Annotated in this window: 27 protein-coding genes; 9 read left to right on the top strand and 18 right to left on the bottom strand. The window is 62.0% G+C overall.

Features of this window, described 5'->3' with window-relative positions; genetic code table 11:
- Positions 1-195: 195 nt before the first annotated feature.
- Entirely contained in the window at positions 196-753 is a 558-nt protein-coding gene (gene greB / locus F1002_RS13695) for a transcription elongation factor GreB (RefSeq protein ID WP_150429595.1), read from the bottom strand.
- Entirely contained in the window at positions 753-1,061 is a 309-nt protein-coding gene (locus tag F1002_RS13690) for a hypothetical protein (protein ID WP_150429594.1), read from the bottom strand. The genes greB and F1002_RS13690 overlap by 1 nt, the downstream gene beginning before the upstream one ends.
- Before the next feature lie 67 nt (positions 1,062-1,128).
- Here F1002_RS13690 and F1002_RS13685 point away from each other — a divergent pair, with 67 nt between their 5' ends.
- A complete protein-coding gene (locus F1002_RS13685) occupies positions 1,129-1,350 on the top strand; it encodes a YdcH family protein (RefSeq protein ID WP_150429593.1) in 222 nt (73 codons plus the stop codon).
- Positions 1,351-1,495: 145 nt separating this feature from the next.
- Here F1002_RS13685 and F1002_RS13680 read toward each other — a convergent pair whose 3' ends face one another.
- Together F1002_RS13680 and F1002_RS13675 are read right to left on the bottom strand one after the other, a co-directional pair.
- A complete protein-coding gene (locus F1002_RS13680) occupies positions 1,496-2,503 on the bottom strand; it encodes an inorganic phosphate transporter (RefSeq protein ID WP_150429592.1) in 1,008 nt (335 codons plus the stop codon).
- A gap of 14 nt (positions 2,504-2,517) precedes the next feature.
- Positions 2,518-3,156: a DUF47 domain-containing protein gene (locus F1002_RS13675; protein WP_150429591.1), complete on the bottom strand. Its 639-nt coding sequence runs from the start codon at positions 3,154-3,156 to the stop codon at positions 2,518-2,520.
- A 105-nt stretch (positions 3,157-3,261) separates the two neighbouring features.
- Between F1002_RS13675 and F1002_RS13670 the strand changes: the two genes are divergently transcribed.
- The 4 genes from F1002_RS13670 to F1002_RS13655 all read left to right on the top strand — a co-directional run bounded on the left by F1002_RS13670 (position 3,262) and on the right by F1002_RS13655 (position 7,467).
- Entirely contained in the window at positions 3,262-3,594 is a 333-nt protein-coding gene (locus tag F1002_RS13670; protein ID WP_150429590.1) for a hypothetical protein, read from the top strand.
- A gap of 15 nt (positions 3,595-3,609) precedes the next feature.
- The gene (locus F1002_RS13665) at positions 3,610-4,656 is read left to right on the top strand and encodes an aldo/keto reductase (RefSeq protein WP_150429589.1); all 1,047 of its coding nucleotides are present in this window, start codon (positions 3,610-3,612) and stop codon (positions 4,654-4,656) included.
- Positions 4,656-5,447 carry a ferritin-like domain-containing protein gene (locus F1002_RS13660; RefSeq protein WP_150429588.1) on the top strand — a complete coding sequence of 264 codons (792 nt, stop codon included), beginning with the start codon at positions 4,656-4,658 and terminating at the stop codon, positions 5,445-5,447. Before F1002_RS13665 ends, F1002_RS13660 begins: the two co-directional genes overlap by 1 nt.
- Positions 5,448-5,646: 199 nt before the next feature.
- Positions 5,647-7,467 (top strand): DEAD/DEAH box helicase, encoded by a 1,821-nt coding sequence (locus F1002_RS13655; RefSeq protein WP_150429587.1) that lies wholly within the window; start codon positions 5,647-5,649, stop codon positions 7,465-7,467.
- Positions 7,468-7,587: 120 nt separating this feature from the next.
- On the opposite strand, the gene F1002_RS13650 is transcribed toward F1002_RS13655, so the two are convergent.
- On the bottom strand, positions 7,588-8,274 hold the full coding sequence (locus F1002_RS13650; protein ID WP_223879602.1) for a GNAT family N-acetyltransferase: 687 nt from the start codon (positions 8,272-8,274) through the stop codon (positions 7,588-7,590).
- Positions 8,275-8,329: 55 nt separating this feature from the next.
- Entirely contained in the window at positions 8,330-8,587 is a 258-nt protein-coding gene (locus F1002_RS13645) for a YjhX family toxin (RefSeq protein WP_150429586.1), read from the bottom strand.
- A gap of 404 nt (positions 8,588-8,991) precedes the next feature.
- Here F1002_RS13645 and F1002_RS13640 point away from each other — a divergent pair, with 404 nt between their 5' ends.
- Positions 8,992-11,190 (top strand): OsmC domain/YcaO domain-containing protein, encoded by a 2,199-nt coding sequence (locus F1002_RS13640; protein ID WP_150429585.1) that lies wholly within the window; start codon positions 8,992-8,994, stop codon positions 11,188-11,190.
- A 57-nt stretch (positions 11,191-11,247) separates the two neighbouring features.
- Here F1002_RS13640 and chrA read toward each other — a convergent pair whose 3' ends face one another.
- On the bottom strand, positions 11,248-12,612 hold the full coding sequence (gene chrA, locus F1002_RS13635) for a chromate efflux transporter (protein WP_150429619.1): 1,365 nt from the start codon (positions 12,610-12,612) through the stop codon (positions 11,248-11,250).
- Between the two features lie 158 nt (positions 12,613-12,770).
- Here chrA and F1002_RS13630 point away from each other — a divergent pair, with 158 nt between their 5' ends.
- Complete coding sequence (locus F1002_RS13630) at positions 12,771-14,132, top strand: esterase-like activity of phytase family protein (RefSeq protein ID WP_150429584.1); 1,362 nt, start codon at positions 12,771-12,773, stop codon at positions 14,130-14,132.
- Positions 14,133-14,822 carry a histidine phosphatase family protein gene (locus F1002_RS13625; protein ID WP_150429583.1) on the top strand — a complete coding sequence of 230 codons (690 nt, stop codon included), beginning with the start codon at positions 14,133-14,135 and terminating at the stop codon, positions 14,820-14,822.
- A 155-nt stretch (positions 14,823-14,977) separates the two neighbouring features.
- On the opposite strand, the gene F1002_RS13620 is transcribed toward F1002_RS13625, so the two are convergent.
- From F1002_RS13620 to F1002_RS13595, 6 genes are read right to left on the bottom strand one after another with little or no spacing between them, the layout of a single operon-like run.
- Positions 14,978-16,321 (bottom strand): sigma-54 dependent transcriptional regulator, encoded by a 1,344-nt coding sequence (locus F1002_RS13620; protein WP_150429582.1) that lies wholly within the window; start codon positions 16,319-16,321, stop codon positions 14,978-14,980.
- The gene (locus tag F1002_RS13615) at positions 16,314-16,676 is read right to left on the bottom strand and encodes a 5-carboxymethyl-2-hydroxymuconate Delta-isomerase (RefSeq protein WP_150429581.1); all 363 of its coding nucleotides are present in this window, start codon (positions 16,674-16,676) and stop codon (positions 16,314-16,316) included. The genes F1002_RS13620 and F1002_RS13615 overlap by 8 nt, the downstream gene beginning before the upstream one ends.
- Positions 16,657-18,477 carry an ATP-binding protein gene (locus tag F1002_RS13610; RefSeq protein ID WP_223879601.1) on the bottom strand — a complete coding sequence of 607 codons (1,821 nt, stop codon included), beginning with the start codon at positions 18,475-18,477 and terminating at the stop codon, positions 16,657-16,659. The genes F1002_RS13615 and F1002_RS13610 overlap by 20 nt, the downstream gene beginning before the upstream one ends.
- A 28-nt stretch (positions 18,478-18,505) precedes the next feature.
- Positions 18,506-19,300 (bottom strand): ABC transporter ATP-binding protein, encoded by a 795-nt coding sequence (locus F1002_RS13605; RefSeq protein WP_150429580.1) that lies wholly within the window; start codon positions 19,298-19,300, stop codon positions 18,506-18,508.
- A gap of 1 nt (position 19,301) precedes the next feature.
- Entirely contained in the window at positions 19,302-20,117 is an 816-nt protein-coding gene (locus F1002_RS13600; protein WP_191090409.1) for an ABC transporter permease, read from the bottom strand.
- Positions 20,118-20,121: 4 nt separating this feature from the next.
- Positions 20,122-21,102 (bottom strand): ABC transporter substrate-binding protein, encoded by a 981-nt coding sequence (locus tag F1002_RS13595; RefSeq protein WP_150429579.1) that lies wholly within the window; start codon positions 21,100-21,102, stop codon positions 20,122-20,124.
- 551 nt (positions 21,103-21,653) lie between these two features.
- On the opposite strand from F1002_RS13595, the gene F1002_RS13590 reads away from it, so the two are divergent.
- Entirely contained in the window at positions 21,654-22,196 is a 543-nt protein-coding gene (locus F1002_RS13590; RefSeq protein ID WP_150429578.1) for a phasin family protein, read from the top strand.
- Positions 22,197-22,256: 60 nt separating this feature from the next.
- On the opposite strand, the gene F1002_RS13585 is transcribed toward F1002_RS13590, so the two are convergent.
- The 5 genes from F1002_RS13585 to F1002_RS13565 all read right to left on the bottom strand — a co-directional run bounded on the left by F1002_RS13585 (position 22,257) and on the right by F1002_RS13565 (position 26,020).
- A complete protein-coding gene (locus tag F1002_RS13585; protein ID WP_150429577.1) occupies positions 22,257-22,670 on the bottom strand; it encodes an arsenate reductase ArsC in 414 nt (137 codons plus the stop codon).
- A gap of 18 nt (positions 22,671-22,688) precedes the next feature.
- Positions 22,689-22,919 carry a VF530 family DNA-binding protein gene (locus F1002_RS13580; protein WP_150429576.1) on the bottom strand — a complete coding sequence of 77 codons (231 nt, stop codon included), beginning with the start codon at positions 22,917-22,919 and terminating at the stop codon, positions 22,689-22,691.
- Positions 22,920-22,988: 69 nt separating this feature from the next.
- Positions 22,989-23,474, bottom strand: a complete 486-nt coding sequence (locus F1002_RS13575; protein WP_150429575.1) for a hypothetical protein — start codon at positions 23,472-23,474, stop codon at positions 22,989-22,991.
- 183 nt (positions 23,475-23,657) lie between these two features.
- A complete protein-coding gene (locus F1002_RS13570) occupies positions 23,658-24,605 on the bottom strand; it encodes an alpha-E domain-containing protein (protein WP_150429574.1) in 948 nt (315 codons plus the stop codon).
- The gene (locus tag F1002_RS13565; RefSeq protein WP_150429573.1) at positions 24,599-26,020 is read right to left on the bottom strand and encodes a circularly permuted type 2 ATP-grasp protein; all 1,422 of its coding nucleotides are present in this window, start codon (positions 26,018-26,020) and stop codon (positions 24,599-24,601) included. The genes F1002_RS13570 and F1002_RS13565 overlap by 7 nt, the downstream gene beginning before the upstream one ends.
- Positions 26,021-26,159 lie beyond the last annotated feature (139 nt).

The raw sequence follows: 26,159 nt of genomic DNA, 5'->3' as shown, positions 1-26,159 counted from the left end.
AGAGAAGCGAGATTATGAAGCACTTCCCAACTCCCGTCAAGCTCTTCGTGAATTTATTTTTCAATCAACTCACTTTCTGCCTGACCTCCCGCACCGCCGAAAACACCCGCCGCTGCAGAAGAGGTGCGCATTATATAGATTCAAAAACCACCGTCAATACCCTGCACCAAATTTTTAAACCTACCACCTATATATCTAATCAATGGACAGATACATCACTTCAAGAATCTCCAGTTCGCGTATGCCGACTGGACTCTGGAAGCGGATCGAATCTCCTTCCCTTGCCTTCAGCAAGGCACGCGCCAAGGGAGATATCCAGCTGATACGCCCGCGCGATACTTCGGCTTCGTCGACACCGACGATGGTGTACGTATTTTCCTGAGCGTCCTGATCGACAATGGTGACGCGAGCACCAAAAAAAATCTGATCATTGTCCCCTTGCCGGAGAGGATCGACGATTTCGGCAATATCGAGGCGCTTGCTCAGGAAACGAATGCGTCGATCAATTTCCCTGAGGCGACGTTTGCCATATATATAGTCGCCATTTTCCGAGCGGTCGCCATTGGATGCAGCCCAAGCCACAATTTCGACAACGTGAGGACGCTCACGCTTAACGAGGCTTTCCAACTCATCCCTAAGCCGGGCGTGCCCGGCCGGGGTAATGTAGTTGCGTGTACCAGGAGGGAGCTTCAGCGATGGTTCGAGCAGATCTTCATCATCGCCTTCGCTTTCACGCACAAACGCCTTGTTCATCAGTACCCGATGCTGTAGTGCTCGACATCAACGCGGATCAGATCGCGCCCCAGCAAGGCAGCGGTGAATTTGGCAAATTGATCCGCCCAGGCGCTTTGCTGCTGAAAACGGCTTTCACCCGCATACTTGGCGACGCTAAGAATGCGATCGACCGCAAGAATTTTCCCCGTCGGCGTTGCAACATCGCATTCCAGAACACGAAACTCATGATCGAACCACTTCCGCGCCTCATCGGGCGCCGCGCCACCGGAAAATTTGAATTCGAACTCTCTGTCTCTTCCGAATGACACAATTACATGGTGCTGCATCTCTCTCTCCTCCGTTGATTTGTTCGAGGTATTCTAGCAAAACAAAGGAAGCCGTCAGGAGCCGAATATGTCACTTCATCCGCTGAACGAAACCGAAATCAACGAGCTTCGAAACCAACTGCATGAGCTACAAGTCGAGCATCGCGACCTCGACTTGGTGATTTCCCACCTGATCGAGAGCCCGCCCCCGGACGACTTGCTTGTCCGGCGCCTGAAGAAAAGAAAACTACTGCTGAAAGACCGCATCCTGCAGCTGGAGCAGATGCTGGTTCCGGACATCCCGGCCTAATCGCCGTTGCGCGGCGGGATGCGGAAAAAAATCCAGTAGATACCACCGATCAGCCCCGCCAGGGCAAGCTCCCAAAGCACGGGGAACCGCCAGATCAACCCTGCCAGCGACGCGAGCAGGGCCAAAAACAGAGCCCAACGAAGAATCAAAGCACCAGGGTGCCGAGATACCAGGCGATTGCCGCCATGGCAGCGCTGCACGGGATGGTCAGAATCCATGCCCAGACGATGCCGCCGGCAACCCCCCAGCGTACACGACGGGCACCGCGCGTCGAGCCTACGCCAGCAATGGCACCGGTAATGGTGTGCGTTGTGGAAACCGGAATACCAAAAGCCGTTGCCAGGAACAGGGTAATCGCACCACCGCTATTGGCACAAAAGCCGCGCGCCTGATTGAGCTTGGTGATACGGTTGCCCATGGTCTTGACGATACGCCACCCACCAAACATCGTACCCAGACCCATGGCCGAATAACAGGCCAAAACGATCCAGCCGGGAATGTGATCGGACGTATGGGAGTAGCCGGTCGCAATCAGCAGCATCCAGATGATGCCGATGGTTTTCTGCGCATCGTTGCCGCCATGGCCCAAGCTGTAAGCGGCCGCCGAGATCAGCTGGAACCGGCGGAAATGCTTATCCACCTTGCGCGGCGCCATTTTCCGGCATATCCACGAAACAATGACCATCAACAGACCGCCCATGACGAAACCGAGGAAAGGCGCGACGAAGATGAAGGCCACGATTTTGAGCACGCCGGCCGTAATCAGACCATCAAAACCGGCTTTTGAAACCGCGGCACCGACCAGACCGCCGACCAGCGCATGCGACGAGGAAGAAGGGATGCCGTAGTACCAGGTGATGATGTTCCAAACAATGGCCCCGACCAGAGCGCCAAAGACGACGTAGTAGTCGACGATCGCCGGATCGATGGTCCCCTTGCCAATGGTCGAGGCGACCTTCAGCTGGAACAGGAAATACGCAAGGAAGTTGAATGCCGCAGCCCAAATGACTGCATGATGCGGCTTGAGAACCCGGGTCGAGACGATGGTCGCAATCGAATTGGCTGCATCGTGAAAGCCGTTCATGAAATCGAACAGCAAGGCTACAAACACCAGGGTTCCGACAACCCAGATACTGACTTGCACGGTATCCATGCCGCGCTACCCGATCAGGAGTTTTCGAGAACGATGGCTTCGACGGTGCCGGCCACGTCCTTGCAGCGATCGGTAACCGATTCGAGAATCTCGTAAATCTGCTTGAGCTTGATGACCTCACGGACATCGGGCTCCTCGCGGAAAAGCTTGGACATGAGACTGCGCAGACCACGGTCGGCCTCCGATTCGAGCTCGTCGATTTCGTGGCAGAACTTGAGGATTGCCGGTGCGTTATCCATGCTGTGCAACAACTTGACGACCGACTCGACCGCACGGCAGCACTTTTCGGTCACTTCAGCCATTTCCTTGGCCTCCGGCGGCACCCTGCGGATATCGTACAAGGACATCGATTCCGCCACATCCTGAATGATGTCCAGGATATCGTCCATGCCGCTGATCAATTGATGGATTTCGTCGCGATCGAACGGCGTGATGAATGAGGTATGCAATTGCGACAGGGTGTCGTGGGTGATGTCGTCGGCCTTGCGCTCCAGATTATCGATCTCCTCGGCAAAACGACCAGCCTGATCAGGCTGGTCGACCAGCGCACCGATCAAATTCGACAAGGCTTTGCCTCCTTGCGTGATCAGCTCGGCATGAGCGTTGAAAAGATCGAAATACTTGCCCTCCTTGGGCATCAAGCGACCGAACATGACAGTTCCGTTAAGTGATTGTTACAGTCCGTCATTCTAGCATGCCGACCTGAACCTTCCTTGACGAACGCTGACTAAGACCAATTGGTGGATATAAAATGGAGCATGCCCGGAAACCACCTATCTGCCGACACATTTGGCGACCGCTTCGAACTGTCGGCCCTGCCCCTGCCCCGCCATCCGGCCGGCTATGCGGTCCAGCAGCTTGATTCGGACCTGCTGCTCGATCGCCGCTCGGGCAGACTGCTTCCCATTCGGACAAAGGGGCTCGATGCGCTGTTCGCCAGCTTCGACGACGCCTTTGCAGAAGCCGCCCAATGGGTGCTCCAACACTGCGACAACCCGGCCGAACACCGGCTGGCCATTGTCCCGGCAGGCTACGATCCGGTTTTCGAACGCCCCATTCTGATCTACGGCGTCCTCTGCGGCCACCCCTGATTATTGGAGACACTCATGACTGCGCTTCAGCACCGCCCCCTTGGCGGATCCGACCTGATCGTTCCGGAAATCTGCCTTGGCACGATGACCTTCGGCGAGCAAACGACCGAGGTTGATGCCCATGCCCAACTCGACCTTGCCCTGGCACAGGGGGTCAATTTCATCGACACGGCCGAGATGTATGCGGTGCCGTCGCGCGCCGAAACCTACGGGGCGACCGAAACCATCGTCGGCAACTGGCTCAAGCACCAGACGCGCGACAAGATCATCCTGGCCACCAAGGTTGCCGGTCCGGCGCGCAGCCTGACCTGGATCCGCAATGGCCCGCAAGCCATGGACCGGGCCAACATCCGCGCCGCCATCGAAGGCTCGCTGCGCCGCCTGCAAACGGATTACATCGACCTCTACCAACTCCACTGGCCGGAACGCAACCAGCCGATGTTCGGGCAATGGCAGTTCGACCCGCAAGCCGAGCGCGGCGGCACGCCCATCCGCGAACAACTTGAAGCGCTGGGGGAGCTGGTACGCGAAGGCAAAGTGCGCTACGTCGGCGTCTCGAACGAACACGCCTGGGGCCTCATGCAGTTCGTGCGCCTTGCCGATGAGCTGGGCTTGCCGCGCATCGTGTCGACGCAGAATGCATACCACTTGCTCAACCGAACGTTCGAAAGCGGCCTGACCGAGATATCCCATCGCGAGCAGATCAGCCTGCTCGCGTACTCACCACTTGCCTTCGGCCACCTGACCGGAAAATACCTGGCCGACCCGGCCGCCCCCGGGCGCCTGACACAGTGGCCCTTCTTCGGCCAGCGCTACGCCAAGCCGAACGTCGCCTCCGCCGTGGCCGCCTACGTCGCATTGGCCCGCCAGCACAACCTGACACCCACGCAATTGGCACTCGGCTTCGTGCGCTCCCGCTGGTTCGTCGCCAGTACCATCATTGGTGCCTCGTCACTGGCCCAGCTGCAGGAAACCCTGCCGGCCACGCTGACGCCGCTCTCCGACGAGATCCTGACGGCCATTGACGCCATCCATCTGCAATACACCAACCCCGCCCCCTGATGGAATCACTGTTCCTGCGGCTGGCCGAAGCGCTGGCCACCGCCGACATCGACCAAAAACTCGCGCTCACCGCCGCGCTGGCTGACGACTGGTCCAATGCTCGCCTGGACTGGCGGGATGCCGACAGGGTCGAACTGCGCTGCGGCATTCCGGAGAAGCCGGAGCTCGTCCCGCCCAAGCTGGTTCCGCAGCGCAGCCCGCAGACGCAGGAAGGCCGCGCCCGGCTGCTGCACGCCATCGTGCATATCGAGTTTTCGGCCATCAACCTGGCTCTCGATCACGCCGCACGCTTCCGTGGCCTGCCTGAGGAATACTACGCCGACTGGATCGGCGTTGCCGCCGAGGAGGCCTACCATTTCACCATCCTGCGCGAACGCCTGAACAGTTTGGGTTACGACTACGGCGACTTTCCGGCGCATGCCGGCCTGTGGGAAATGGCCATGAAAACAAGCGACGACCCGTTGGCCCGGATGGCCCTGGTGCCCCGGCTGCTCGAAGCGCGGGGACTGGATGCGACACCGCCCATCCAGCGCCGCCTCGAACAGGCTGGCGACGACGCCAGCGCCCGTGTGCTCGACATCATCCTGCGCGATGAAATCGGCCACGTCGGCCTCGGCGACCGCTGGTTCCGCCGCCTGTGTGCCGACCGGGGTATCGAGCCGGAAAGCACCTATCGCGAACTGCTGAGCACCTTCAAAGCCCCCCGCCCCATCCTGCCAATGAACGAATCAGCGCGCCTGCAAGCTGGCTTCAGCGCCGCCGAACTGGCGGCTCTCGCGGAAAAAGTGTAGAATAATCAGTTCAATGCGTTGATGTTTCGCCCGCAGTCATTCCGAGCAGCCCCCGGTTTTGTAGGTTCTTGTGCAGGATTCACCCCATTGATTCATTCCCCGGCATGGCTGCGTCGGGGTCACCCAGGCCGCCCGACCATCGGGCCAATCCGTCGCCACCCAGAACAACTTCCAGGGCGACGATGAAAGGAAACAGCATATGTCGACTTCCGTCGAAAGCTTTGCCGATCTCGGCTTGAGCGAGTCGCTCCTCAAGACGCTCAGCGAAATCGGTTACGAAACCCCCTCCCCCATCCAGGCACAGTGCATCCCCATCCTGCTCGATGGCCATGACATCCTGGGCATGGCGCAGACCGGCACCGGCAAGACCGCCGCCTTCGCACTGCCGTTGATGGAACAGATCGACATCAAGGTCGCCAAGCCGCAGGCCCTGATCCTGACGCCGACGCGCGAACTGGCCATCCAGGTTGCCGAGGCGCTGCAAAGCTATGCCAAGAATCTGCCCGGCTTCCATGTGCTGCCGATCTACGGCGGCCAGAGCTACACCATCCAGCTCAAGCAGCTGGCCCGTGGCGCTCACGTCATCGTCGGTACGCCGGGTCGCGTCATGGACCACTTGGAGCGCAAGACGCTCAACCTCGACAACCTGCGCACCATGGTGCTCGACGAAGCCGACGAAATGCTGCGCATGGGCTTCATCGACGATGTCGAGTGGATTCTCGAGCGGACCCCGGAACAGCACCAGACCGCCCTGTTCTCGGCCACCATGCCGGAACAGATTCGCCGCGTCGCCCAGAAATACCTGGTCGAGCCGCGCGAAATCAAGATCAAGTCGGCCACCGCCACCGTCGCCGCCATCCGTCAGGTTTACTGGCAGGTCAGCGGCATGCACAAGCTGGATGCGCTGACCCGCATCCTCGAAGTCGAGGACGATTTCGACGCCGCCATCATCTTCGTGCGCACCAAGACGGCCACCGTCGAACTGGCCGACAAGCTGAACGCCCGCGGCTACGCCGCCGCCGCTCTGAACGGCGACCTCAACCAGCAGATGCGCGAACGCGTCATCGAGCAATTGAAGTCCGGCGCCCTGGACATCGTCATAGCCACCGACGTTGCCGCCCGCGGCATTGACGTGCCGCGCGTCAGCCACGTGGTCAACTACGACATTCCGTACGATACCGAAGCCTATGTGCACCGTATCGGCCGCACCGGCCGCGCCGGCCGCAACGGCAATGCCATCCTGTTCGTCGCGCCGCGCGAAATCCGCATGCTGCGCACCATCGAGCGCGCCACCCGCCAGCCGATCGCGCCGCTGACCCTGCCAAGCCGCGCCGACGTGACCAACAAGCGCGTTGCCGACTTCAAGGCCAAGGTTGCCGAAGTCCTCAATGCTGAAGGGCTCGAATTCTTCGCCAACATCGTCTCGCAGATTGCCGAGGAGCAGAACGTCGGCGCCGAGGAAGTCGCTGCGGCCCTGGCCATGATGGCCCAGGAAGGCAAGCCGCTGCAGATCGCCGGCGAAGACCCGCGCCCCGCACCGGCACCGCGGGACAGCCGTCCGGGCGTGTTCGGCGAGCGCGAACAGCGCAAGCCGCGCTTTGAAGATCGTGGCGAACGCAGCGAGCGTCCCCGTTTCGAAGACCGCCCGCCGCGCAGCGAGCGCCCGCCGCGTCCGGCGCCGGCTGGCGACATGGTGCGTTACCGCATAGACGTGGGTCGTGAGCATGGCGTCGAAGTGCGCGACATCGTCGGCGCCATCGCCAACGAAGCCGGCATCGAGAGCCGCTTCATCGGCCGCATCGGGCTGTACGAGGAATCAAGCACGGTCGAACTGCCGGGCGGCATGCCCGCCGAAGCGGCCAACGCCCTGAAGCGCACCCGCATCCGTGGCGTGCCGATCAACCTGCGCATCGACGAAGGCCGCCCGGGGGGCAGTTTCGGCGGAGAACGCAAGTTTGGCGGCGGCGAGCGGAAATTTGACGGCGAACGCAGTTTCAAGAAAAAGAACTTCGACCGCTGAGCGCCCGGCTCAAAGTCATCGAAAGCCACGGTACGCCGTGGCTTTTTCTTTTCCGCTGCGAACGATCCAAGCGCTACGAAGAACCGTGGCGGACACGTGATTTCTCACCCCTGCCCCCCGTCACTCCACCACCGCTCGCACCAGCATGGAAAACAGTTCCTGCGAATACTGGAACTTCTTCTCCTTGGGCGGGAAGCGTGCGTCATACGCTTCCACCTGAGCGGTTTCAAACTCATACGCCGCACTGGTCTGGAGTTTCCACGGTTGGCCGGAGGCAAAAAATCCAGGGCGCAGTTCGAGTACCAGCAACCCGAGGGGATACCTCCCGTCAAGCATGCTGACCCCCATATCCTTTCCCGTCCTGAAGCCATGCCTACAGTAATTGTGGGGGTCGCCCAGGATAAGGATAGCCGGATACCCTTTCTGCGCCGCCAGTTTCCGGGCGTGTTCGATCAGCGCCGAACCCACGCCCCGCCGCTGCCATGCCGGATGCACGCACAATGGCCCGAAGGTAGCCGTCTCGACTTTCTTGCCCAGTTCGTCGATCACCCATGAGCGGGTGAACATGATGCTGCCAACGATCTGCATATCCACCTCTGCGACAAAAGTCAGGTCTGGCAGAAAGTCCTCGTGACTGCGGATCACGTGCGCGGTGTAATGCTCATCGCAACCCGGCCTGTACAGATTCCAGAAGGCTTCGCGGGTCAGCACCTCAACCGGGTAGCGGTCGTCTTCGTTTTCAAGCCTGATTTTTATTTCCCCAGCATGAGGGTCTGCCTGGTATTCGTTTCCGATAGTGATATTCATGTCGATATCCAAGTTAGTGAGGACAGCCGGCCACGGCGTGGCCGTGCCCGTTGTGTCATTGATTGTCGAGTTGCGGTCGAACCGCGCGAAGACCGGTTGCGTTGATCCGGTAGGGCAGCCCGTTTTTTGAGCTGATGAGGCGTTTGCCTCGCAACTTCTGGAAGACGGAAAGCGTACAGTCCGTCAAAAGCAAACCGTCGCGGGTGTAACAATCGACTGAGGAGATGCGGCCCCTGTCATCGCGCCTATGCGCAATGCAGCCGCCTTTTGCGAGGACGTGAAGGGTCCTCTGCTCTGGCCTTGAAAGGTTCATTATTGGAGAGTCTGAAAGCAATCAAATACACGACAGCGATCGCCCCCAAGGGGTGATCGCTACTCATCCTGCATGGCGATAACAGACAGCCCGGGGTTCGGGACTGCGTTATCGGATTGCTACACTCTCCAACATACTCAGCCTATGAAATAGATTCAGGCCAGCGCGTACAGTTTCTTACGATGCTGCCAATCCGCATATTCTAGCCTCGCCGGGAACCCTCAAACAAGTGAATTGCCCGGATTTTCCGGATGTTCCGAGCGCCCAGTTTGGCAAACGGCCGCCAAGGCACCGAGAAACGAACATATCTCCGCCCCCTCCCACAGCGGAGAAGCCGGGCTTTTCCAGCTGGAAACTCCGATAATAGCGGCCGATTCGTTTTGAACCCTCTCTGGAATCCTCGCATGGAAATCAAGGTCAATTTTCTCGACAAGCTTCGCCAGGAAGCCAAATTCGACGACTTCACGGTGATCGCCGACCAGCCCATCCGCTACAAGGGCGACGGCTCGGCGCCGGGGCCGTTCGATTACTTCCTCGCCTCGTCGGCCTTGTGCGCGGCCTACTTCGTCAAGCTCTACTGCGACACGCGCAACATCCCGACCGAACACATCCGGTTGTCGCAGAACAACATCGTCGATCCGGAAAATCGCTACAAGCAGACCTTCAAGATCCAGGTCGAGCTGCCGCCGGACATTTCGGCCAAGGATCGGCTGGGCATTTTGCGCTCCATCGACCGCTGTACCGTCAAGAAGGTGGTGCAGACCGGGCCGGAATTCATCATCGAGGAAGTCGAGAACCTCGATGCCGATGCACAGGCGCTGCTGACCATCAACCCGGAGGCCGGCACCCAGACCTTCATCGCCGGCAAGGACCTGCCGCTCGAGCAGACCATCGCCAACATGTCCGGCCTGCTCGCCGGGCTGGGCATCAAGATCGAGATCGCCTCCTGGCGCAACCTGGTGCCCAACGTCTGGTCGCTGCACATCCGCGATGCCCACTCACCGATGTGCTTCACCAACGGCAAGGGCGCAACCAAGGAAAGCGCACTGGCTTCGGCGCTCGGCGAGTACATCGAGCGGGCGAGCTGCAACCATTTCTACAACGACAACTACTGGGGCCCGGAGATCGCCAACGCGCCCTTCGTGCATTACCCGGAGGAGCGCTGGTTCAAGCCGGGCAAGAAGGATGCACTGCCCAAGGGCCTGCTCGACGAGTACTGCCTCGACATCTACAACCCGGACGGCGAGCTGCGCGCCTCGCACCTGTTCGACACCAATTCCGGCAACACCGAACGTGGCATCTGCGCGCTGCCCTATGTGCGCCAGTCGGACGGCGAGACGGTGTATTTCCCGACCAACCTGATCGACAACCTCTTCCTCAGCAACGGCATGAGCGCCGGCAACACGCTGGTCGAGGCGCAGGTGCAGTGCCTGTCGGAAATCTTCGAGCGGGCCGTCAAGCGCGAAATCCTCGAAGGCGAAATCGCGCTGCCCGATGTGCCGGCCGAAGTGCTGGCCAAATATCCGGGCATCGTCGCTGGCATTACCGAACTGGAAAACCAGGGCTTCCCGGTGCTGGTCAAGGACGCCTCGCTCGGCGGCCAGTTCCCGGTAATGTGCGTCACCCTGATGAACCCGTGCACCGGCGGCGTCTTCGCCTCTTTCGGCGCGCATCCGAGCCTGGAAGTTGCGCTCGAACGCAGCCTCACCGAACTGCTGCAGGGCCGCAGCTTCGAAGGCCTCAACGACCTGCCGCGGCCGACCTTCGAGAGCAATGCCGTCACCGAGCCGAACAATTTCGTCGAACACTTCATCGATTCGAGCGGTGTGGTGTCGTGGCGCTTCTTCAGCGCCAAGGCCGACTACGACTTCGTCGAATGGGATTTCTCCGGCCAAGGCGAAAATTCCAATGCCGACGAAGCGGCTACCCTGTTCGGCATTCTCGAAGCCATGGGCAAGGAAGTGTACATGGCGGTCTACGACCAACTCGGCGCCACCGCCTGCCGCATCCTGGTACCGGGTTACTCCGAGATCTACCCGGTCGAGGACCTGATCTGGGACAACACCAACAAGGCGCTGGCCTTCCGTGAAGACATCCTCAACCTGCACCGCCTCGACGATGCCGCGCTGGAAGCACTGCTCGAACGCCTGGAAGACAGCGAAATCGACGACTACACGGACATCATCACCCTGATCGGCGTTGAATTCGACGAGAACACGAACTGGGGCCAGCTGACGATTCTCGAATTGAAGCTGTTGATCAACCTGGCCCTGCAGCGGCTCGACACGGCCAAGGAACTGGTCGAGGCTTACCTGCAATACAACGAGAATACCGTCGAACGCGGCTTGTTCTATCAAGCCCTGAACGTGGTGCTTGAAGTGGTGCTCGACGACGGGCTGGCGCTCGACGATTACGAAGCCAATTTCCGGCGCATGTTCGGCGACCGGTGCATGGATGCGGCGATCGGCTCGGTAGACGGCAGCGTGCGCTTCCACGGCTTGACGCCGACGAGCATGAAGCTGGAAGGGCTGGAGCGCCACCAGCGCTTGATCGACAGCTACAAAAAGCTGCACAGTGCGCGGGCCAAGACACAAGGCGGCTAGGGCGGCGGCAAATCGGGAGAAACCGGCGCGTGAATCGCTCCGCCGGTCTCGACCGGCTCACGCGAGGAATGCCTTGCTCAGGAAGCCGATAACCGCGCAGCCGGCAATCACCTGGATGACGCCGGCCTTGAAGCGGAACAGCGCAATGGCCGCCCCCACGGCGATGAGCGCCGACACCCACTCGAACGAACCGTCAAATCCCTTCGGCCACAGCACGTGGTAACCGAAGAACAGCGCCAGGTTGACGATGACGCCAACCACCGCTGCAGTAATGGCGGTCAGCGGTGCGGTGAATTTCAGGTCGTTATGGGTCGTCTCGATGAACGGACCACCCATCAGGATGAAAATGAAAGACGGCAGGAAGGTGAACCAGGTGACCAGCATGGCCGCCACCGCACCGGCCATGAACAGGCTGTCCGGTCCGAAGACCGCCTTGACGTAGCCGCCGACGAAACCGACGAAGGCAACGACCATGATCAGCGGCCCCGGCGTCGTTTCGCCGAGCGCCAGGCCATCGATCATCTGCGTCGGCGTCAGCCAGCCGTAACTGCCCACCGCCCCCTGGTAGACATAAGGCAGCACCGCATAGGCGCCGCCGAAAGTCAGCAGCGCCGCCTTGGTGAAGAACCAGCCCATCTGGGTCAGCGTATGGTCCCAGCCGTAACGGGTGGTCAGCAGCCCCATGGGCACCAGCCACAGCAGGCTGCCGATCAGCGCAACCCTGCCCAGCTTGCCCCAGGTAAACCGGGCATGCTCGGGCGTCGGCGTATCGTCGTCAATCAGCGCCCGGCCGAAGGACTTTTCCGCCTTGCCATGCCCACCGCCGGCCTTGAACTTGTCCGGTGCGCTGCGCCCGCCGAAATAACCTGCCACCGCAGCCGCAGCGACGATGACCGGGAACGGCACATTGGCGGCAAAGATGGCGACGAAGGAGGCGGCGGCAATCGCCCACAGCAGGCTGTTCTTCAGCACACGCGATCCAATGCGATGCGCCGCCTGGACGACGATGGCAGTCACCGCCGGCTTGATGCCGTAGAACAGGCCGGCCACCAGCGGCATGTCGCCGAACGCGATGTAGACCCACGACAGCCCGATCAGGATTAACAGCGAGGGCAGCACGAACAGGCCGCCGGCGACGATGCCGCCCGCGGTCCGGTGCATCAGCCAGCCGATGTAGGTCGCCAGCTGCTGCGCCTCCGGCCCCGGCAGCACCATGCAGTAGTTCAGCGCATGCAGGAAGCGGCGCTCGGAAATCCAGCGCCGGCGCTCCACCAGCTCCTGATGCATGATCGCGATCTGCCCGGCGGGGCCGCCAAAGCTGATGAAACCGAGCTTCAGCCAGAACAGGAAGGCCTGCCGGAAGCTGACATCGGTCGGCTGGGCATCGGGTGATCCGGGTTGGATGGAGGGGGGTGTCGTCATGTTGCCAAGCATGGTATCGAGTTGCCGGCACAAAGTGGATAGGCCGTCGATCCCGAACCAATGGCAGGCTTGATGAAACATTCCTGCAAGACTGGCTTAACCGCGACGAAATACGCGGCTTCTACGCTGTCGGTCCGTTCAACCCCACAGCCCCAACCATGAAAAAGAACATTGCCCTGGCCATCCTGGCTTCACTCAACATGACCGGCGCGATGGCCGACCAGGCCTTCCCTGCCACGCTGGTCGGCCATGCCGTGTTGCCGGCCAAGACTTTCCTCGCACCGCCGAAGGATGCGCCCGAGAGCCTCAAGGTTTCCGGCAAGTACACCGGCCCGGATAGCAAGCGGATCGATGCAGTGGGCAGCCTGCCGGGGAATTCCTACCTCTCCGACAAGGGCACGCCGCGCCCGACCAATATCGCATTGCCGTTCAAGAATCAGCCGGTACAAGGCTTTTCGGGCATCAAAACCAACGCCGACGGCACGTTCTGGGTGCTGCAGGACAACGGCTACGGCGCCAGGAACAACAGCGCCGACGCCATGCTGATGTTCCACCGCGTCAGGGCTGATTGGCAGAAAGGCGGCGTCACGCTGCAAAACACCGCGTTCCTGCACGACCCGGAGCGCAAGGTGCCTTTCCTGATCGTCAATGAAGGTACCAAGCAGCGCTACCTGACCGGTGCCGATTTCGACATCGAGTCGATCCAGCCGATCGGCGATGCCATGTGGTTCGGCGACGAACTCGGCCCCTACCTGATCAAGACCGACCGCCAGGGCAAGGTGCTGGCCGTGTTCGAAACAAAACTCGACGGCAAGACGCTGAAGGCACCCGACCATTTCTCGGTGACCACCCCGTCCACGCCCGGCAATTTCGCCACCACGGTGCGCCGTTCGCGCGGCTACGAGGGCATGGCCGCGTCGAAGGACGGCCAGTTTCTCTACCCGCTGCTCGAAGGCCCGCTGTGGAACGCCGACGACAAGAAGTGGGAACAGAAGGATGGCCGCGACTACCTGCGCATCCTCGAATTCAATGTCGCCAAGGGCGAATGGACCGGCCGCTCGTGGAAATACCAGGTTGAGCAGAACGGCAACAATATCGGCGACTTCAACATGATCGACGCCGATACCGGCCTGATCATCGAGCGCGACAACGGCGAAGGCCTGCCCGAGCACGCCTGCAACGGCCCGGCCCGCCCGGACTGCCAGAATGTGCCGGCCAAGTTCAAGCGCATCTACAAGATCAGCCTGAAGGATGCCGACAGCGAAGGCTTCGTCAGGAAGATCGGCCACATCGATCTGCTGAACATTGACGATCCGAAGCGGGTCGCCCGGCGCGGCGGCAAGGACGGCAAGTTCACCTTCCCCTTCGTCACCATCGAGGACGTGGATGTCGTCGACGCCGAGCACATTGTCGTCGCCAACGACAACAACCTGCCGTATTCGGCCGCCCGCCAGCCCAACCTGCAGGACGACAACGAATTCATCCTGCTGCACGTTCCCGAACTGCTGAAGGCCCGCTAAATGAAGCGCATCAATCAAACCCTCAAGCACCTCTGGCTGGTGCTGGCTCTCGCCGCCGGCACGGCGCTGGCCGACACGCCGGTGCTCGACATCTACCTCGCCCGCCACGGCCAGACCGACTGGAACCTGGAAAAGCGCCTGCAAGGCGGCACCGACAACCCGCTCAACGACACGGGTCGTCAGCAGGCCAGACAGCTTGGCGACAAGCTGGCCGGCGTGCCTATCACGGCGGTCTATAGCAGCGGCCTCGTCCGCGCCAGGGAAACCGCCGCGCTGGCCCTGCCGGCGGTCAAGGCCACACCGCTGGCGGCCCTCTCCGAACGCAGCTTCGGCAAGTTCGAGGGCATGTACGAAGACGGGCGCGATGCGGCGATGTCCGCCGAGTTCAAGGCACGCGGCAGCCAGCCGGACGACGCGCTGGACAGCGGCGAATCGTTGAACAGCCAGGCCGAGCGCGTAGCCAGGGCCATCGACCAGATCCGCCACGGCAAGGCCAAAGGCAGCGTTCTGGTGGTCAGCCACGGCGGTGTTACCCCGCTGATCCTCGGCCATCTGCTGAAATTGCCGGTAGCCGAGGCAGTCGCCCGCATCAAGCAATCGAACGACGAGGTCTATCTGGTGCGCCTGATCGGCAAGCAACCGCCGCAGGTGCTCAAGCTGATCAGCCGCGACATGCTCGAACAGCTGTAATCGCCACCGTTCGTACAAAACGGCATCCGGCAAAGCCCGGGACGAGAGCCGGCCATGCAGACATACCTGCATGGCCGGCTTTCTCCATTCAAGGCAACAACCCGTGCCCCCATGGTTACGCCCGGCTCACGCAAAACCCGGCTGCGTCTTTCGCTTCACCCTTGCCGGAAGCTCTCCGGTGCGATGCCATGGCGGGTGAGCTTGTCGTAGACGGTTTTTTTGGGGGTATGCAACAGTTCGGCGGCCCGCGCCACGTTGCCGCCGGTCCGATCCAGGGCATCTTCGATAATGCGTCGCTCGGCGGCATCGACCTGCTCGGCCAGCGACGCGACCGCGCCGGCAGCCGGCACACTGCCACCCAGCCCATCCGGCATGCCCAGCGCCCAACGTTCCGCCACGTTCTTCAGTTCGCGTACATTGCCGGGCCAGTCGTGCGCCGACCAGCGGGCGAGGTCGGCCGGTGTCCAGGTCGCCGACGGGCGCTGGAAGCGGGCGGCGGCCTCGTGCAGGAAATGCGCCATGAGCAGCGGGATGTCCTGGCGACGCTGGCGTAGTGGCGGCAGGTCGAGGCTGACGACGTTGAGCCGGTAATAGAGGTCGGCCCGGAACTGCCCGGCATCGGACAGCGCCTTGAGGTCGGCCTTGCTGGCGGCGACCAGGCGGCAATCGACGGGAATGGCCGAATTGCTGCCCAGACGTTCGACGCTGCGTTCCTGCAGCACGCGCAGCAGCTTGACCTGCAGGTTGAGCGGCATCGATTCGATTTCGTCGAGGAACAGCGTACCGCCGCCGGCATGTTCGATACGGCCGATGCGCCGTTTGCCGGCGCCGGTGAAGGCGCCCGCCTCATGGCCGAACAACTCGCTTTCGAACACCGTTTCCGGCAGGGCGCCGCAATTGATCGCCACGAAGGCGCCGCGCCGGCCGCTGGCGTCGTGAATGGCGCGGGCGACGACCTCCTTGCCGCTGCCGGTCTCACCGTTGAGCAGGATATCGATCCCGGTCGGCGCCAGGGTACCGACCAGCTGGCGCAGGTGCTGGATGGCCGGCGACTGGCCGACGATACGTGCCACCCCGCCCTCGCCCTGCCCGGCGAGGCGCTCCTTGAGCAGGCGGTTCTCGACGATCAGCGCCCGTTTTTCCACCCCGCTGCGCACGGCGGCAATCAGGCGCTCCGACGGGAAGGGCTTTTCGATGAAGTCGTGGGCGCCTTCGCGCATGGCCTCGACGGCCATCGCCACGTCGCCGTGGCCGGTCATCAACAGCACCGGCAACTCGCGGTCGAAGCGGCGGACGTCGCGCAGCAGTTCCAGTCCATCCTTGCCCGGCAGACGCACATCGCTGACCACCAGCGCCGGATTGCCGGCGGCCAGCGCGGCGAGCATGGCTTCGCCGTCGGCAAAGCCGCGCACGGCAATGTCGGCCAGCGACAACGCCTGCTCGCAGCCCTTGCGGACGGCCGCGTCGTCCTCGACCAGGAAGACGAGCGACTCAGCCATGAAGTACCGCCTTGGCGTAGCTCGGCCGGTGCAGTTCGGTCGTTTCGACGCTCAGCTGCACTTCGCCGACCGTATGCCCGGCGATGAGCGGCGCCAGTGCGGCGAGCAGGCTGTCGGCCAGCGCCTTGCGTTCCTCGTCGGTGCGCCCGGAAAGCATGGCGACGGCGACATGCGCGAAGCCGCGTGGCGTGTCGCGCACGCCGACCTGGTGACAGTCCAGTGCGCATGCCCGGCTCTTGATGTCGGATTCGCCGAACAGGCCGGAATCGAACATGGCTTCGTTAAGTGCCGCGAGGGCCTGGGCCGGATCGAAGTCGGCCAGGTTGCGGGTGTATTCAAGCGTCAGATGCGGCATGGTTTTCTCCTGCAGCGGGCAAGCGGAGCGCAAAGACGGCACCGCCTTCCGGAGCGTTGTAGGCGCTCAGGGTGCCGCCGTAACTTTCGGCAATGGTAAGCGAAATGGCCAGCCCCAGCCCGAGGCCTTCGCCCGCCGGCTTGGTGGTGTAGAAGGCCTCGAACAGATGCGAGCGCGCCTCATCGCTGAGGCCCGGCCCGTGGTCATGCAAGGCGATGCAGACCAAGGAACCCTCGGTCGCGACGGACACATCGAGCAGCGGTTGGGCCTGCCCAGCCACGGCGTCCAAGCCGTTGCGCAAGAGGTTCACGAGAATCTGCTCCAGGCGGCCCGCTTCGGCCAGGCAACACAAGCCGGCAGGCGGTGCGGCAACGGCGATGTGCGCGCCGATCTCGCGCCGGCGCGGCTCAACGATCAGCAAGGCATGTTCGATGGCCGGCGCTACGCTCACCGCCTGCGGCGTCGCCGCCTCCTTGCGGGCGAAGGTCTTGAGCTGGCGGACGATGCGTCCGGTGCGGCCGACCAGATCGGAAATCATCCGCAGGTTTTCGGCGACTTCCTCGGTACGACCGCGCGCCAGCAAGGCTGAAGCGTTGTCGGCAAAAGTCTGCAAGGCGGCCAGCGGCTGATTGAGTTCATGGCTGATGCCGGCCGACATCTGCCCCAAGGTGGTCAGCTTGCCTGCCTGCACAGCGGCGTCGCGGGTCTCGCGCAGGATGGCCTTGGTGCGTTCCAGCGCGGCGACCTGTTCGGTCAGGTCGGCCGTGCGCTCGGCGATGCGCTCCTCCAGCTCCGCATAGAAACGCCGCAGTTCTTCCCGGCGCTGGCGACGATGCCGGAAGTGGGCGGCCAGCCCGATCAGGAAGGCGACGGCAAACGCCACGGCAACGCCGCCGCCCAGCGCCACGGCGCGCGCCTCGCCGGTGTCGCCGAACTGGACGATCTGCCAGCCCAGGCTGCCGACCGGCCGGGCGTGGATCATCCTTTCGCGCGGCGTCCCGCCCGGCAGGGCGATACGCCGGGGTTCGCCCCCGGTGATGCCGATGGGCTGGTCTGCCAGCAGCGGAACCGGCTGGCTGCCGTATTGCTGGGTTTCCTCCAGCCGTGCCTTGACCGCCTCCGGCAGCGGCGCGAGGGCACGGTAACGCCACCGGCGCTCCGAAGCCAGGAAGACGACGCCATCGCTGTCGGTCAGCAACTGGGTGTCGCCCGTGCCGGACAGGGCCTGCTCCATGCCTTCCAGGCCGACCTTGAGCACGATGACGCCCAGCGCCCGGCCCTGATCGCGGACCGGTGCCGCCAGGAAGTAACCCGGCTCGCCGGTGGTGACGCCGATACCATAGAAACGGCCGAGCCCGCCTTCCAGCGCATCGCGGAAATAGGGACGGAAAGCGTAGTTATGGCCCACGAAACTGCGCGGCAGGCGCCAGTTGCTGGCGGCCAAGGTGTTGCCCCGGGCGTCGATCAGAAAGGCCACGGCAACCGAGGCGCCCTGCTGTGCGGCTTCGAGGTAGGCATTGGCGGCCGCCTGCCGCCGGGGATTGTCCGGTTCGCGCAGCAATGCGGCCAGCGCGGGATCGAGCGCGAGCAAGCCGGGCAGCGATTCGTGCCGGGCCAGCGTCGCCTCGAGCGACAGGGCGAAGGCATCGAGACGCTGCGCCGCCAGATGCCGCTCGCTGTCCAGGTGGCTGTTCAGCAGCAGGCGGTAAGCCAGCCAGCCGAGCAGCACGCAGGCGAGCAAGGCGGCCCCGGATAGCCACAGGGACCTGGATGGGCGGATGACGGCGTCCGGGGAATTCACGCCGTCATCCTAACGGTTTGGCAGGTACTCAGTCGACTGCCGCCAGCTTCATTTCGGCATCGGCATGACGCTGCTGCTCTTCCATGACCAGCCGCCCCAGTTCGCGCTTGAGGTCGTTGAACGCGGGCGACGCCGGATCGCGCGGGCGCGGCATGGCCACAATCTGGTCCCGCTTCACCGTGCCGGGACGGTAGGTCATCACCACGATGCGGTCGGCCAGGTAGATCGACTCCTCGATCGAGTGCGTCACGAAGAGGATGGTCTTGCCCAGCTTTTCCCAGATGCGCAGCAGCTCGTCCTGCAGGTTGCGCCGGGTCAGCGCGTCGAGCGCGCCGAACGGCTCGTCCATCAGCATGATCGGCGAGTCGAGCGCAAGCACGCGGGCAATCGCCACCCGCTGGCGCATGCCGCCGGAGAGGTCTTTCGGGAAGCGGTCGCGGAAGTCCTTGAGGTGCAGCAGGTCGAGCAGTTGATTGACCACGAGGCCGATCTCGGCTTTTTCCTTCTTCTGTACTTCGAGGCCGAAGGCGATGTTCTGCGCCACACTCATCCACGGGAAGAGTGCGTATTCCTGGAAGACCATGCCGCGGTCCGGGCCGGGGGAGCGGATGGCTTTCTGGTCGATGACGATCTGCCCGTCGGAGGGCGCCTGGAAACCGGCCACGGCGTTGAGCAGGGTGGATTTGCCGCAGCCCGAGGGGCCGAGCAGGCAGACGAATTCGCCGGGCTGGATGGTGAGGTTGATGTCTTTGAGGGCCACGACGTCGCCGCCAGGAGTCTTGAAGACTTTTTGCACGTTGTCGATCAGGATGGGGCTGCTCATGTTAGTGCTCCAGGCCACGGTGCCAGCGCAGCAGGTGGTTGTTGAGGCGGCTCACCGCCGTGTCGATGGCCAGGCCAAGCAGACCGATGGTGATCATGCCGGCGATGATCTTGTCGGACCACATGAATTCGCGGGCTTCGAGGATGCGAAAGCCCAGTCCGTCATTGACGGCGATCATTTCGGAGACGATGACGACGATGAAGGCGGTGCCGATGCCGATGCGCACGCCGGCGAGGATGTAGGGTGTAGCGGCGGGGAGGATGACGCGGGTGAACATGGTCCATTGTCCAACGCCGAGGTTGCGTGCCGCCCGCAGGTAGATGCCATCCACCTGACGCACGCCGGCGATGGTGTTCATCAGGACCGGGAAGAAGGCGCCGATGGCGATCAGGAAGAAGGACGGGGGATTGCCCAGGCCGAACCACAGGATGGCGAGCGGGATGTAGGCAATGGGCGGGATCGGCCGCAGGATTTGCATCAGCGGGTTGAACAGGGCGTAGATGCGGGTGTTGGCGCCCATCAGCAGACCGAGCGGCAGGGCCAGGCCGGCGCCGATGATGAAGCCGGCGATGACGCGGTAGAGGCTGGAGTAGGCGTCATGCAGCAGTTCGCCGGAGAAGGCCCAGGCCAGCCAGGATTGCCCTGCTTCCTGGGCTTGCGCCGGCAGCAGGTAGGCCCACCACTTGGCGGCAACGGCCGACGGCGCCGGCATCACGACCGCCGAGAACAGGCCTGCCCGCGAGCAGGCTTCCCAGAGGATGAGCACCAGAACCGGAACCAGCGCGCCGTGGGCGAAGTCTTTGATCTTGCGCATCATGACCTCATTTCACCTTCAGGTCCGCCTTGGCCTTCTGCAGCAGGTCAAGCTTCACCCACTCAGAGGCCTTCAGCGGCTTGCTCATGCGACCGACGCCATACTTGTTCATGTAGTCGGTAGTGATATCGACATGTTCCAGCGAAACATCATAGGTGTAGTCGGCGTTGTCCATCGCGTCCCTGAAATCCTGTGAGGTGATCTGCCCCTTGAACATCTGATCGCGCACGTATTTTTCGGCCAGCGCAGTGTCGTTGTTGAACAGCGTGGTGGTCTCGACAAAACACTTCATCAGGCGCTGCGCAACGTCCTTCTTCTCGTTGTACATCTTCTCAGTCATGACCAGCAGGCGCACCGGCTCGCCCATCTTGGTCGTGTAGGGCTTCATGATCTCGACCCCGAACTTCTTGTTGAGCGCCTGCGAGGACTGCGGCTCCGACTGGCACATGGCGTCGATCTGCTTGGCAGCCAATGCCTGGTTGAGATCGGCGAAGGCGAGGAAGACGATCTGCACGTCCTTGCCCGGCTTGTCCGACCAGGTCAGGCCGGCCTTTTCCAGTTCGGCGTAGAGCAGCAGCTCGTGCGCGCCACCGCGGGTCACCCCGACCTTCTTGCCCTTCATGTCCTGCAGCGACTTGATGCCGCTGTCGGTGCCGGCGACGATGCGCGCGCCGCCCTTGGCAAAGCCGGCTACGGTGACGATCGGCACGCCATTGGCCCGCCCGGAGATGGCGCCATCGGAGGCCAGCGCCGCAATGTCGATCTCCCCGGCGACAATCGCCGGCATGATGTCCGGCCCCTTCGGGAACATGCGTTCCTCGACCTTCAGGTTGTACTTGCCGCAGGCTTCCTTCATGTACGACACCGCGCCGTAATGGGCGAATTTCAGATTGCCGAGTCGAACGACATCAGGTGCCTGAGCTTGGGTCAGAAACGGTGTAGTCAGGCCAAGGCTGGCCAGGACGGCAAGACGAATGTTTTTTTGCATGGAACGCTCCTCCGGGTTTTAGTCAGATCCGCTTGGCGGACGATTACCTATCGCAGGAGGCATGCCAGCACGAAAAAGGCGGCAACCCATTGTATTGACGGTTATTTCAATGGGCGCCAACGCCCAACAAATGCGAAAACCCGGATTTTCATAGCCAAATCGTGCGGAATTCCGCACAACGCCGTCTCCCGCATCGGGATGCCTGCATTTCGCACTCCTGACGCGCTTTTCGGCTCGCCGGAATCAACAAACGAGGCTTGAATTAATCATCGCAATGGCAGCGCAAACAAGGCAGCATCCAGCACGATGGCATTACAGTGTTGCACAGCAACATGAAGGGGGCACAAGCCACCCCTCCTTCATCTTTCACGCACAGAGAAACAAACGCTTGTTTATTTCCATAAGCTAGAAATTCGCCACTACATTCAACAAAAAAGCGACAGCACTTGATTTACATCAACCATACAGCATGCTGCGGTGCAACAATGTCCACTGAATATTGTTACAATCGACCCGTTGTAATTATTAATTTCCAATTTAAGGAGCCTCCGATGTCTATCAATCCCGAACAGTTCGCTGCCGCCAACAAAGCTGCCGTTGATTCCCTTCTGGCCGTTGCCAACACCGCCCTGGCTTCTGCCGAGCGTATCGCCACCCTGAATCTCGAAACCGCCCGTTCGGTGCTCGAAGACTCCGCCGCCAATGCCAAGGCCCTGATGGCAGCCAAGGACGTCAAGGATGTCGCCGCCATCCAGGCTTCGCTGGCTCAACCCGGCGTCGAGAAGGCTGTCGCCTACGGCAAATCGGTTTACGAAATCTCTGCCCAGATGCAAGAGCAAATGGCCAAGATGGTCGAAGCCCAGTTCGGTGACTTCCAGAAGAACGTTGCCGGCATGCTGGAAAAGGCCGCCAAGTCCGCTCCGGCCGGCTCCGACGTTGCCGTCGCTGCCGTGCAAAGCGCCATCGCCGCCGCCAACTCGGCCTTCGACAACATGCGCAAGGCCGCCCAGCAAGTGACCGACCTGACCCAGAGCAACATCGCCGCCGCCACCAGCGCCACTGTCAAGGCCGCCAAGAAGGCTTCCGGCAAGTAATCCGGCTGTTTTTCAGCCATCCGAAGCCCGCGCCTGACGCGGGCTTTTTTCTGCCTGCTTCTACAACCCCAAGGCAACGCGAACAGCTGGAGCCAGCCGGGCACGAATATCGTCGCGCACGGCAATGAAGCTTTCCAGGCTTTCTCCGTGCGGATCGTGAAAACCAACATGGATGCGCGGCACCGGATACGGAAAAACCGGGCAGGTTTCCTTGGCGTTGTCGCAGACGCTGACCACCAGATCAATCGCCGTCCCCATCACGCTCTCCACATCTTTCGGGAACAGGCCATCGGTCGGCAGGCCGGCCAGGTGCAAAGCCTCTATCGCGCCGTCCGCCACCTTGGCTTGCGGCTGCGTACCCGCCGACAGGGCGCGTACCCTGCCCGCCAGATCGTGGTTCAGGATCGCCTCGCCCATCTGGGAGCGGCAGGAATTCCCGGTACACAGCACCAGCACGACTTTCAATGGCGACATGTACTTTCCCTCCCCCGCTCAGCGCGCAGCCGAGCGCAGCATGTAAAGGTACAGCGACTCGACCCGCTCCCTTGCCCACGGTGTACGGCGCAGGAACTTGAGACTGGAGGCGATGCTCGGCTCGTGGTTGAAACAGCGGATGTCGATCTGCCGCCCCAGTTCATCCCAGCCGTAATGCGCGACGAGCTGCTGCAGGATCATTTCCAGCTTCACGCCATGCAGCGGGTTGTTCGGTTGTTCTTGGACCATTCCTGAGCCAACCGGATTCGCGCCGGTCGTGGTGAGGTTAAATCGGCAGGCTGCCTTTCGCGAGGGAAATCAGCGCTTGCGCTGTTTGGGCAGCGGCTTGCGCTGGCGCTGGCCGGGACGGGCCTTGGCGGCTTCCGGCTTCGGTTTGGGCACGAGCAGGTTCTTGCCCCCGCCGGCCGCCGCCGCGCGATGGGCCAGCATGGCGGCGCGCAGCTGTTCAGCCGGAATGGCCACGGCTTCAGCATCGCCAGCGGTCGTATAGGCTGCCAGCAGGCTGCGCAAGGCGCTCAGGCGATCGGCCATCTCACCCTTGCGCGGCAGGGCTTCGATCTGGCTCTCGGCTGCCGGGGTCAAGGCCACCCCGCCGTCGAGCGCAAGCAGCAGACCATTTTGGCCCAGGCGGACGAAAGCTTCACTGAGCTTTTCCTCGTTCGGGATATTGCCCTGAATCAGGTCGATGGCGGCCATGATTTCAGGCAGTTCGGCTGGGCGGCGCTTGGCGGCGAGTGCCGTGGCAAGCAGGAGAAGCGGATCATGATCGTGAATCGGGTACATGGACGGCCTTGAGAAAAGCAAAGATCAACCGAACATCGGCTGGCGTTCGCGAGGTTCGCAGTTTAAAGCCAGCCGCCGTTCATTGCCGGATTCATTTTGGTATTTCGGAAAATAAACCACGCCGCACTCCCTCATGAAAAAGGCCCGAGCAAGCCGGGCCTCGTCCAGGTCATGCCTGCCGCATCAGCTCGCCTCGGCCATCGGGACCAGGAAATCCTTGCTGATTCCGTCGCCGAGCAAGTAAATGCGGTCCATGAAGTCCTCCAGCCATTCGTGCAGGCCGTGCTCCAGAATGTCGCCGATCCGCCCGTAGTGCAGTTGGGCATGCAGCAACCCACCCTGACGCAGGGTTTCGCCCGACTGCCGATTGGCGATCAGGTCCAGATTCTTGATCACGCCATTCAGGCAGAAATGCAGCGAACGCGGCATGTCCTTGTTGAGGATCAGCAGCTCCGCCACGCGGTCCGGCGTGATCACATCGCGATACACCTTGCGATAGACCTCGAAGGCCGACACCGAACGCAGCAGCGCCGCCCACTGGTAGAAGTCGGTTGCCCCTTCGTCGCCATGCGGGCGCAGCACGTGGTATTTGAAATCGAGGATGCGCGCCGTGTTGTCGGCTCGTTCGAGCAGCGTGCCGAGGCGGATGAAGTGATAGGCCTCGTCCTGCAGCAGCGTGCCCAGCGTCGTACCGCGCATCAGCGAGGAGCGTGTCTTGACCCATTCGAAATATTCGCCGATACCGCCTGCATTCAGTTGCTCGAAGGTGCGCCCCCGTGCCTCCAGCCAGGTAAAGTTCAAGGTCTCCCACATTTCCGTGGTCAGCGTACCGCGCACGGCATGGGCATTTTCCCGCGCCATGCGCAGGCAACTATGGATGGACGAGAAATTGTCCGCGTCGCTGACCATGAACTTCAGCACGTTCTCGCCGTTGACCGCGGAATACTTGGCGGCATACGCCTCCTCCAGGCTGTTCAACGCGATGATGGCACTCCAGCTCTGGTTGGCCGCCTCCTCGGACTGCGGCACCATCGACATCTGGTAAGTCACGTCGAGCAGACGGGCGAGATTCTCGGCGCGCTCGATATAGCGCGACATCCAGAACAAATGATCGGCAGTACGACTCAGCATGACTCATCCTCCAGAACCCAGGTGTCCTTGGTACCGCCGCCCTGCGACGAATTGACGACCAGCGAGCCCTTGGTCAGCGCGACACGGGTCAGGCCACCGGGCACCATGTTGACGCACTCGCCCGAGGACAGGACGAAGGGGCGCAAATCCAGGTGGCGCAGTGCAATTCCTTCCTCGACGAAAGTCGGGCAGTTGGACAGTGCCAGCGTCGGCTGGGCGATGTAGCCGTCCGGTTTCGCAATCAGCAACTGGCGAAAGTGCGCGATCTGCTCCTTCGTCGCGGCCGGGCCGACCAGCATGCCGTAGCCACCGGCACCGTGCACCTCCTTCACGACGAGTTCCGGCAGATGATCGAGCACATATTTCAGGTCGTCCGGCTTGCGGCACATGTAGGTCGGCACATTGTTCAGCTTCGGTTCCTCGCCGAGGTAGAAGCGGATCATGTCGGGCACATAGGGGTAGATCGATTTGTCGTCGGCGACACCGGTGCCGACTGCGTTGGCCAGCGTGACGTTGCCGGCCCGGTAAGCCTGCATCAGGCCGGGCACGCCCAGGGCCGAATCGGCGCGGAACACCTGCGGATCGAGGAAGTCGTCGTCGATACGGCGGTAAATGACATCGACGCGCTGCGGACCCTGTGTCGTCCGCATGTACACGACATCGTCCTTGACGAAGAGATCGCGCCCCTCGACCAGTTCCACCCCCATCTGCTGGGCCAGGAAGGTATGTTCGAAATAGGCGCTGTTGTAGGCGCCGGGCGTCAGGACCACCACCGTCGGGTTGCCGATCCCATTGGGCGAGACGGCACGGAGTTTCTCCAGCAGCAGGTCCGGATAATGCTGTACCGGTGCCACCTTGTGGCGGGCAAACAGCTCCGGAAACAGGCGCATCATCATCTTGCGGTCTTCGAGCATGTACGAGACACCCGACGGCACCCGCAGGTTGTCTTCGAGCACATAGAACTCGCCAGCGCCGGCACGCACGATGTCGACACCGGTGATGTGCGCGTAAATCCGCCCCGGCACATCGATCCCTTTCATGATCGGGCGGTACTGCGCATTGTTCAGCACCTGCTCGGCCGGGATGATCCCCGCCTTGAGAATCTCCTGATCGTGGTAGACATCCCACAGGAACATGTTGAGTGCCTTGACCCGCTGGCGCAGGCCGGCCTGGAGCGCCTTCCACTCGGCCGAAGGTATCACCCGGGGAATGATGTCGAACGGAATCAGGCGCTCCTTGCCCGCTTCCTCGCCGTAAACCGCAAAGGTAATGCCCACCCGGTGAAAGGCCAGATCGGCCTCCGCCCGCTTGCGCTCGATGCGCTCCGGCGGCGTCGCCTTCAACCAGTCTTCGTACCCCTTGTAGTGCGCCCGGACGCCGCACTGGGCGTCATACATCTCGTTATAGAAGTTCATTTTGGACTCGTCGCTGAGGAAGCTCTTGTTCCGGATTCAGCAGGTTCCATGCCACCCGGAAATACCCATCAAATCATGCGCCGAATACAACTTCATGACTATTGACGCACTGCAAAGGTGCGCCTGATTTTCAACATGG

This window comes from Dechloromonas sp. CZR5 (assembly GCF_008711155.1).
Taxonomy (GTDB): domain Bacteria; phylum Pseudomonadota; class Gammaproteobacteria; order Burkholderiales; family Rhodocyclaceae; genus Azonexus.
Note: the sequence above shows the minus strand (reverse complement) of the source record. Positions and strands in the feature narration are given on the sequence as shown.

Bases quoted from the DNA above. Each gene is read 5' to 3' on its own strand.
- greB (WP_150429595.1), bottom strand. From the start codon at position 753: ATGAACAAGGCGTTTGTGCGTGAAAGCGAAGGCGATGATGAAGATCTG.
- F1002_RS13690 (WP_150429594.1), bottom strand. From the start codon at position 1,061: ATGCAGCACCATGTAATTGTGTCATTCGGAAGAGACAGAGAGTTCGAA.
- F1002_RS13685 (WP_150429593.1), top strand. From the start codon at position 1,129: ATGTCACTTCATCCGCTGAACGAAACCGAAATCAACGAGCTTCGAAAC.
- F1002_RS13680 (WP_150429592.1), bottom strand. From the start codon at position 2,503: ATGGATACCGTGCAAGTCAGTATCTGGGTTGTCGGAACCCTGGTGTTT.
- F1002_RS13675 (WP_150429591.1), bottom strand. From the start codon at position 3,156: ATGTTCGGTCGCTTGATGCCCAAGGAGGGCAAGTATTTCGATCTTTTC.
- F1002_RS13670 (WP_150429590.1), top strand. From the start codon at position 3,262: ATGCCCGGAAACCACCTATCTGCCGACACATTTGGCGACCGCTTCGAA.
- F1002_RS13665 (WP_150429589.1), top strand. From the start codon at position 3,610: ATGACTGCGCTTCAGCACCGCCCCCTTGGCGGATCCGACCTGATCGTT.
- F1002_RS13660 (WP_150429588.1), top strand. From the start codon at position 4,656: ATGGAATCACTGTTCCTGCGGCTGGCCGAAGCGCTGGCCACCGCCGAC.
- F1002_RS13655 (WP_150429587.1), top strand. From the start codon at position 5,647: ATGTCGACTTCCGTCGAAAGCTTTGCCGATCTCGGCTTGAGCGAGTCG.
- F1002_RS13650 (WP_223879602.1), bottom strand. From the start codon at position 8,274: ATGAATATCACTATCGGAAACGAATACCAGGCAGACCCTCATGCTGGG.
- F1002_RS13645 (WP_150429586.1), bottom strand. From the start codon at position 8,587: ATGAACCTTTCAAGGCCAGAGCAGAGGACCCTTCACGTCCTCGCAAAA.
- F1002_RS13640 (WP_150429585.1), top strand. From the start codon at position 8,992: ATGGAAATCAAGGTCAATTTTCTCGACAAGCTTCGCCAGGAAGCCAAA.
- chrA (WP_150429619.1), bottom strand. From the start codon at position 12,612: ATGACGACACCCCCCTCCATCCAACCCGGATCACCCGATGCCCAGCCG.
- F1002_RS13630 (WP_150429584.1), top strand. From the start codon at position 12,771: ATGAAAAAGAACATTGCCCTGGCCATCCTGGCTTCACTCAACATGACC.
- F1002_RS13625 (WP_150429583.1), top strand. From the start codon at position 14,133: ATGAAGCGCATCAATCAAACCCTCAAGCACCTCTGGCTGGTGCTGGCT.
- F1002_RS13620 (WP_150429582.1), bottom strand. From the start codon at position 16,321: ATGGCTGAGTCGCTCGTCTTCCTGGTCGAGGACGACGCGGCCGTCCGC.
- F1002_RS13615 (WP_150429581.1), bottom strand. From the start codon at position 16,676: ATGCCGCATCTGACGCTTGAATACACCCGCAACCTGGCCGACTTCGAT.
- F1002_RS13605 (WP_150429580.1), bottom strand. From the start codon at position 19,300: ATGAGCAGCCCCATCCTGATCGACAACGTGCAAAAAGTCTTCAAGACT.
- F1002_RS13600 (WP_191090409.1), bottom strand. From the start codon at position 20,117: ATGATGCGCAAGATCAAAGACTTCGCCCACGGCGCGCTGGTTCCGGTT.
- F1002_RS13595 (WP_150429579.1), bottom strand. From the start codon at position 21,102: ATGCAAAAAAACATTCGTCTTGCCGTCCTGGCCAGCCTTGGCCTGACT.
- F1002_RS13590 (WP_150429578.1), top strand. From the start codon at position 21,654: ATGTCTATCAATCCCGAACAGTTCGCTGCCGCCAACAAAGCTGCCGTT.
- F1002_RS13585 (WP_150429577.1), bottom strand. From the start codon at position 22,670: ATGTCGCCATTGAAAGTCGTGCTGGTGCTGTGTACCGGGAATTCCTGC.
- F1002_RS13580 (WP_150429576.1), bottom strand. From the start codon at position 22,919: ATGGTCCAAGAACAACCGAACAACCCGCTGCATGGCGTGAAGCTGGAA.
- F1002_RS13575 (WP_150429575.1), bottom strand. From the start codon at position 23,474: ATGTACCCGATTCACGATCATGATCCGCTTCTCCTGCTTGCCACGGCA.
- F1002_RS13570 (WP_150429574.1), bottom strand. From the start codon at position 24,605: ATGCTGAGTCGTACTGCCGATCATTTGTTCTGGATGTCGCGCTATATC.
- F1002_RS13565 (WP_150429573.1), bottom strand. From the start codon at position 26,020: ATGAACTTCTATAACGAGATGTATGACGCCCAGTGCGGCGTCCGGGCG.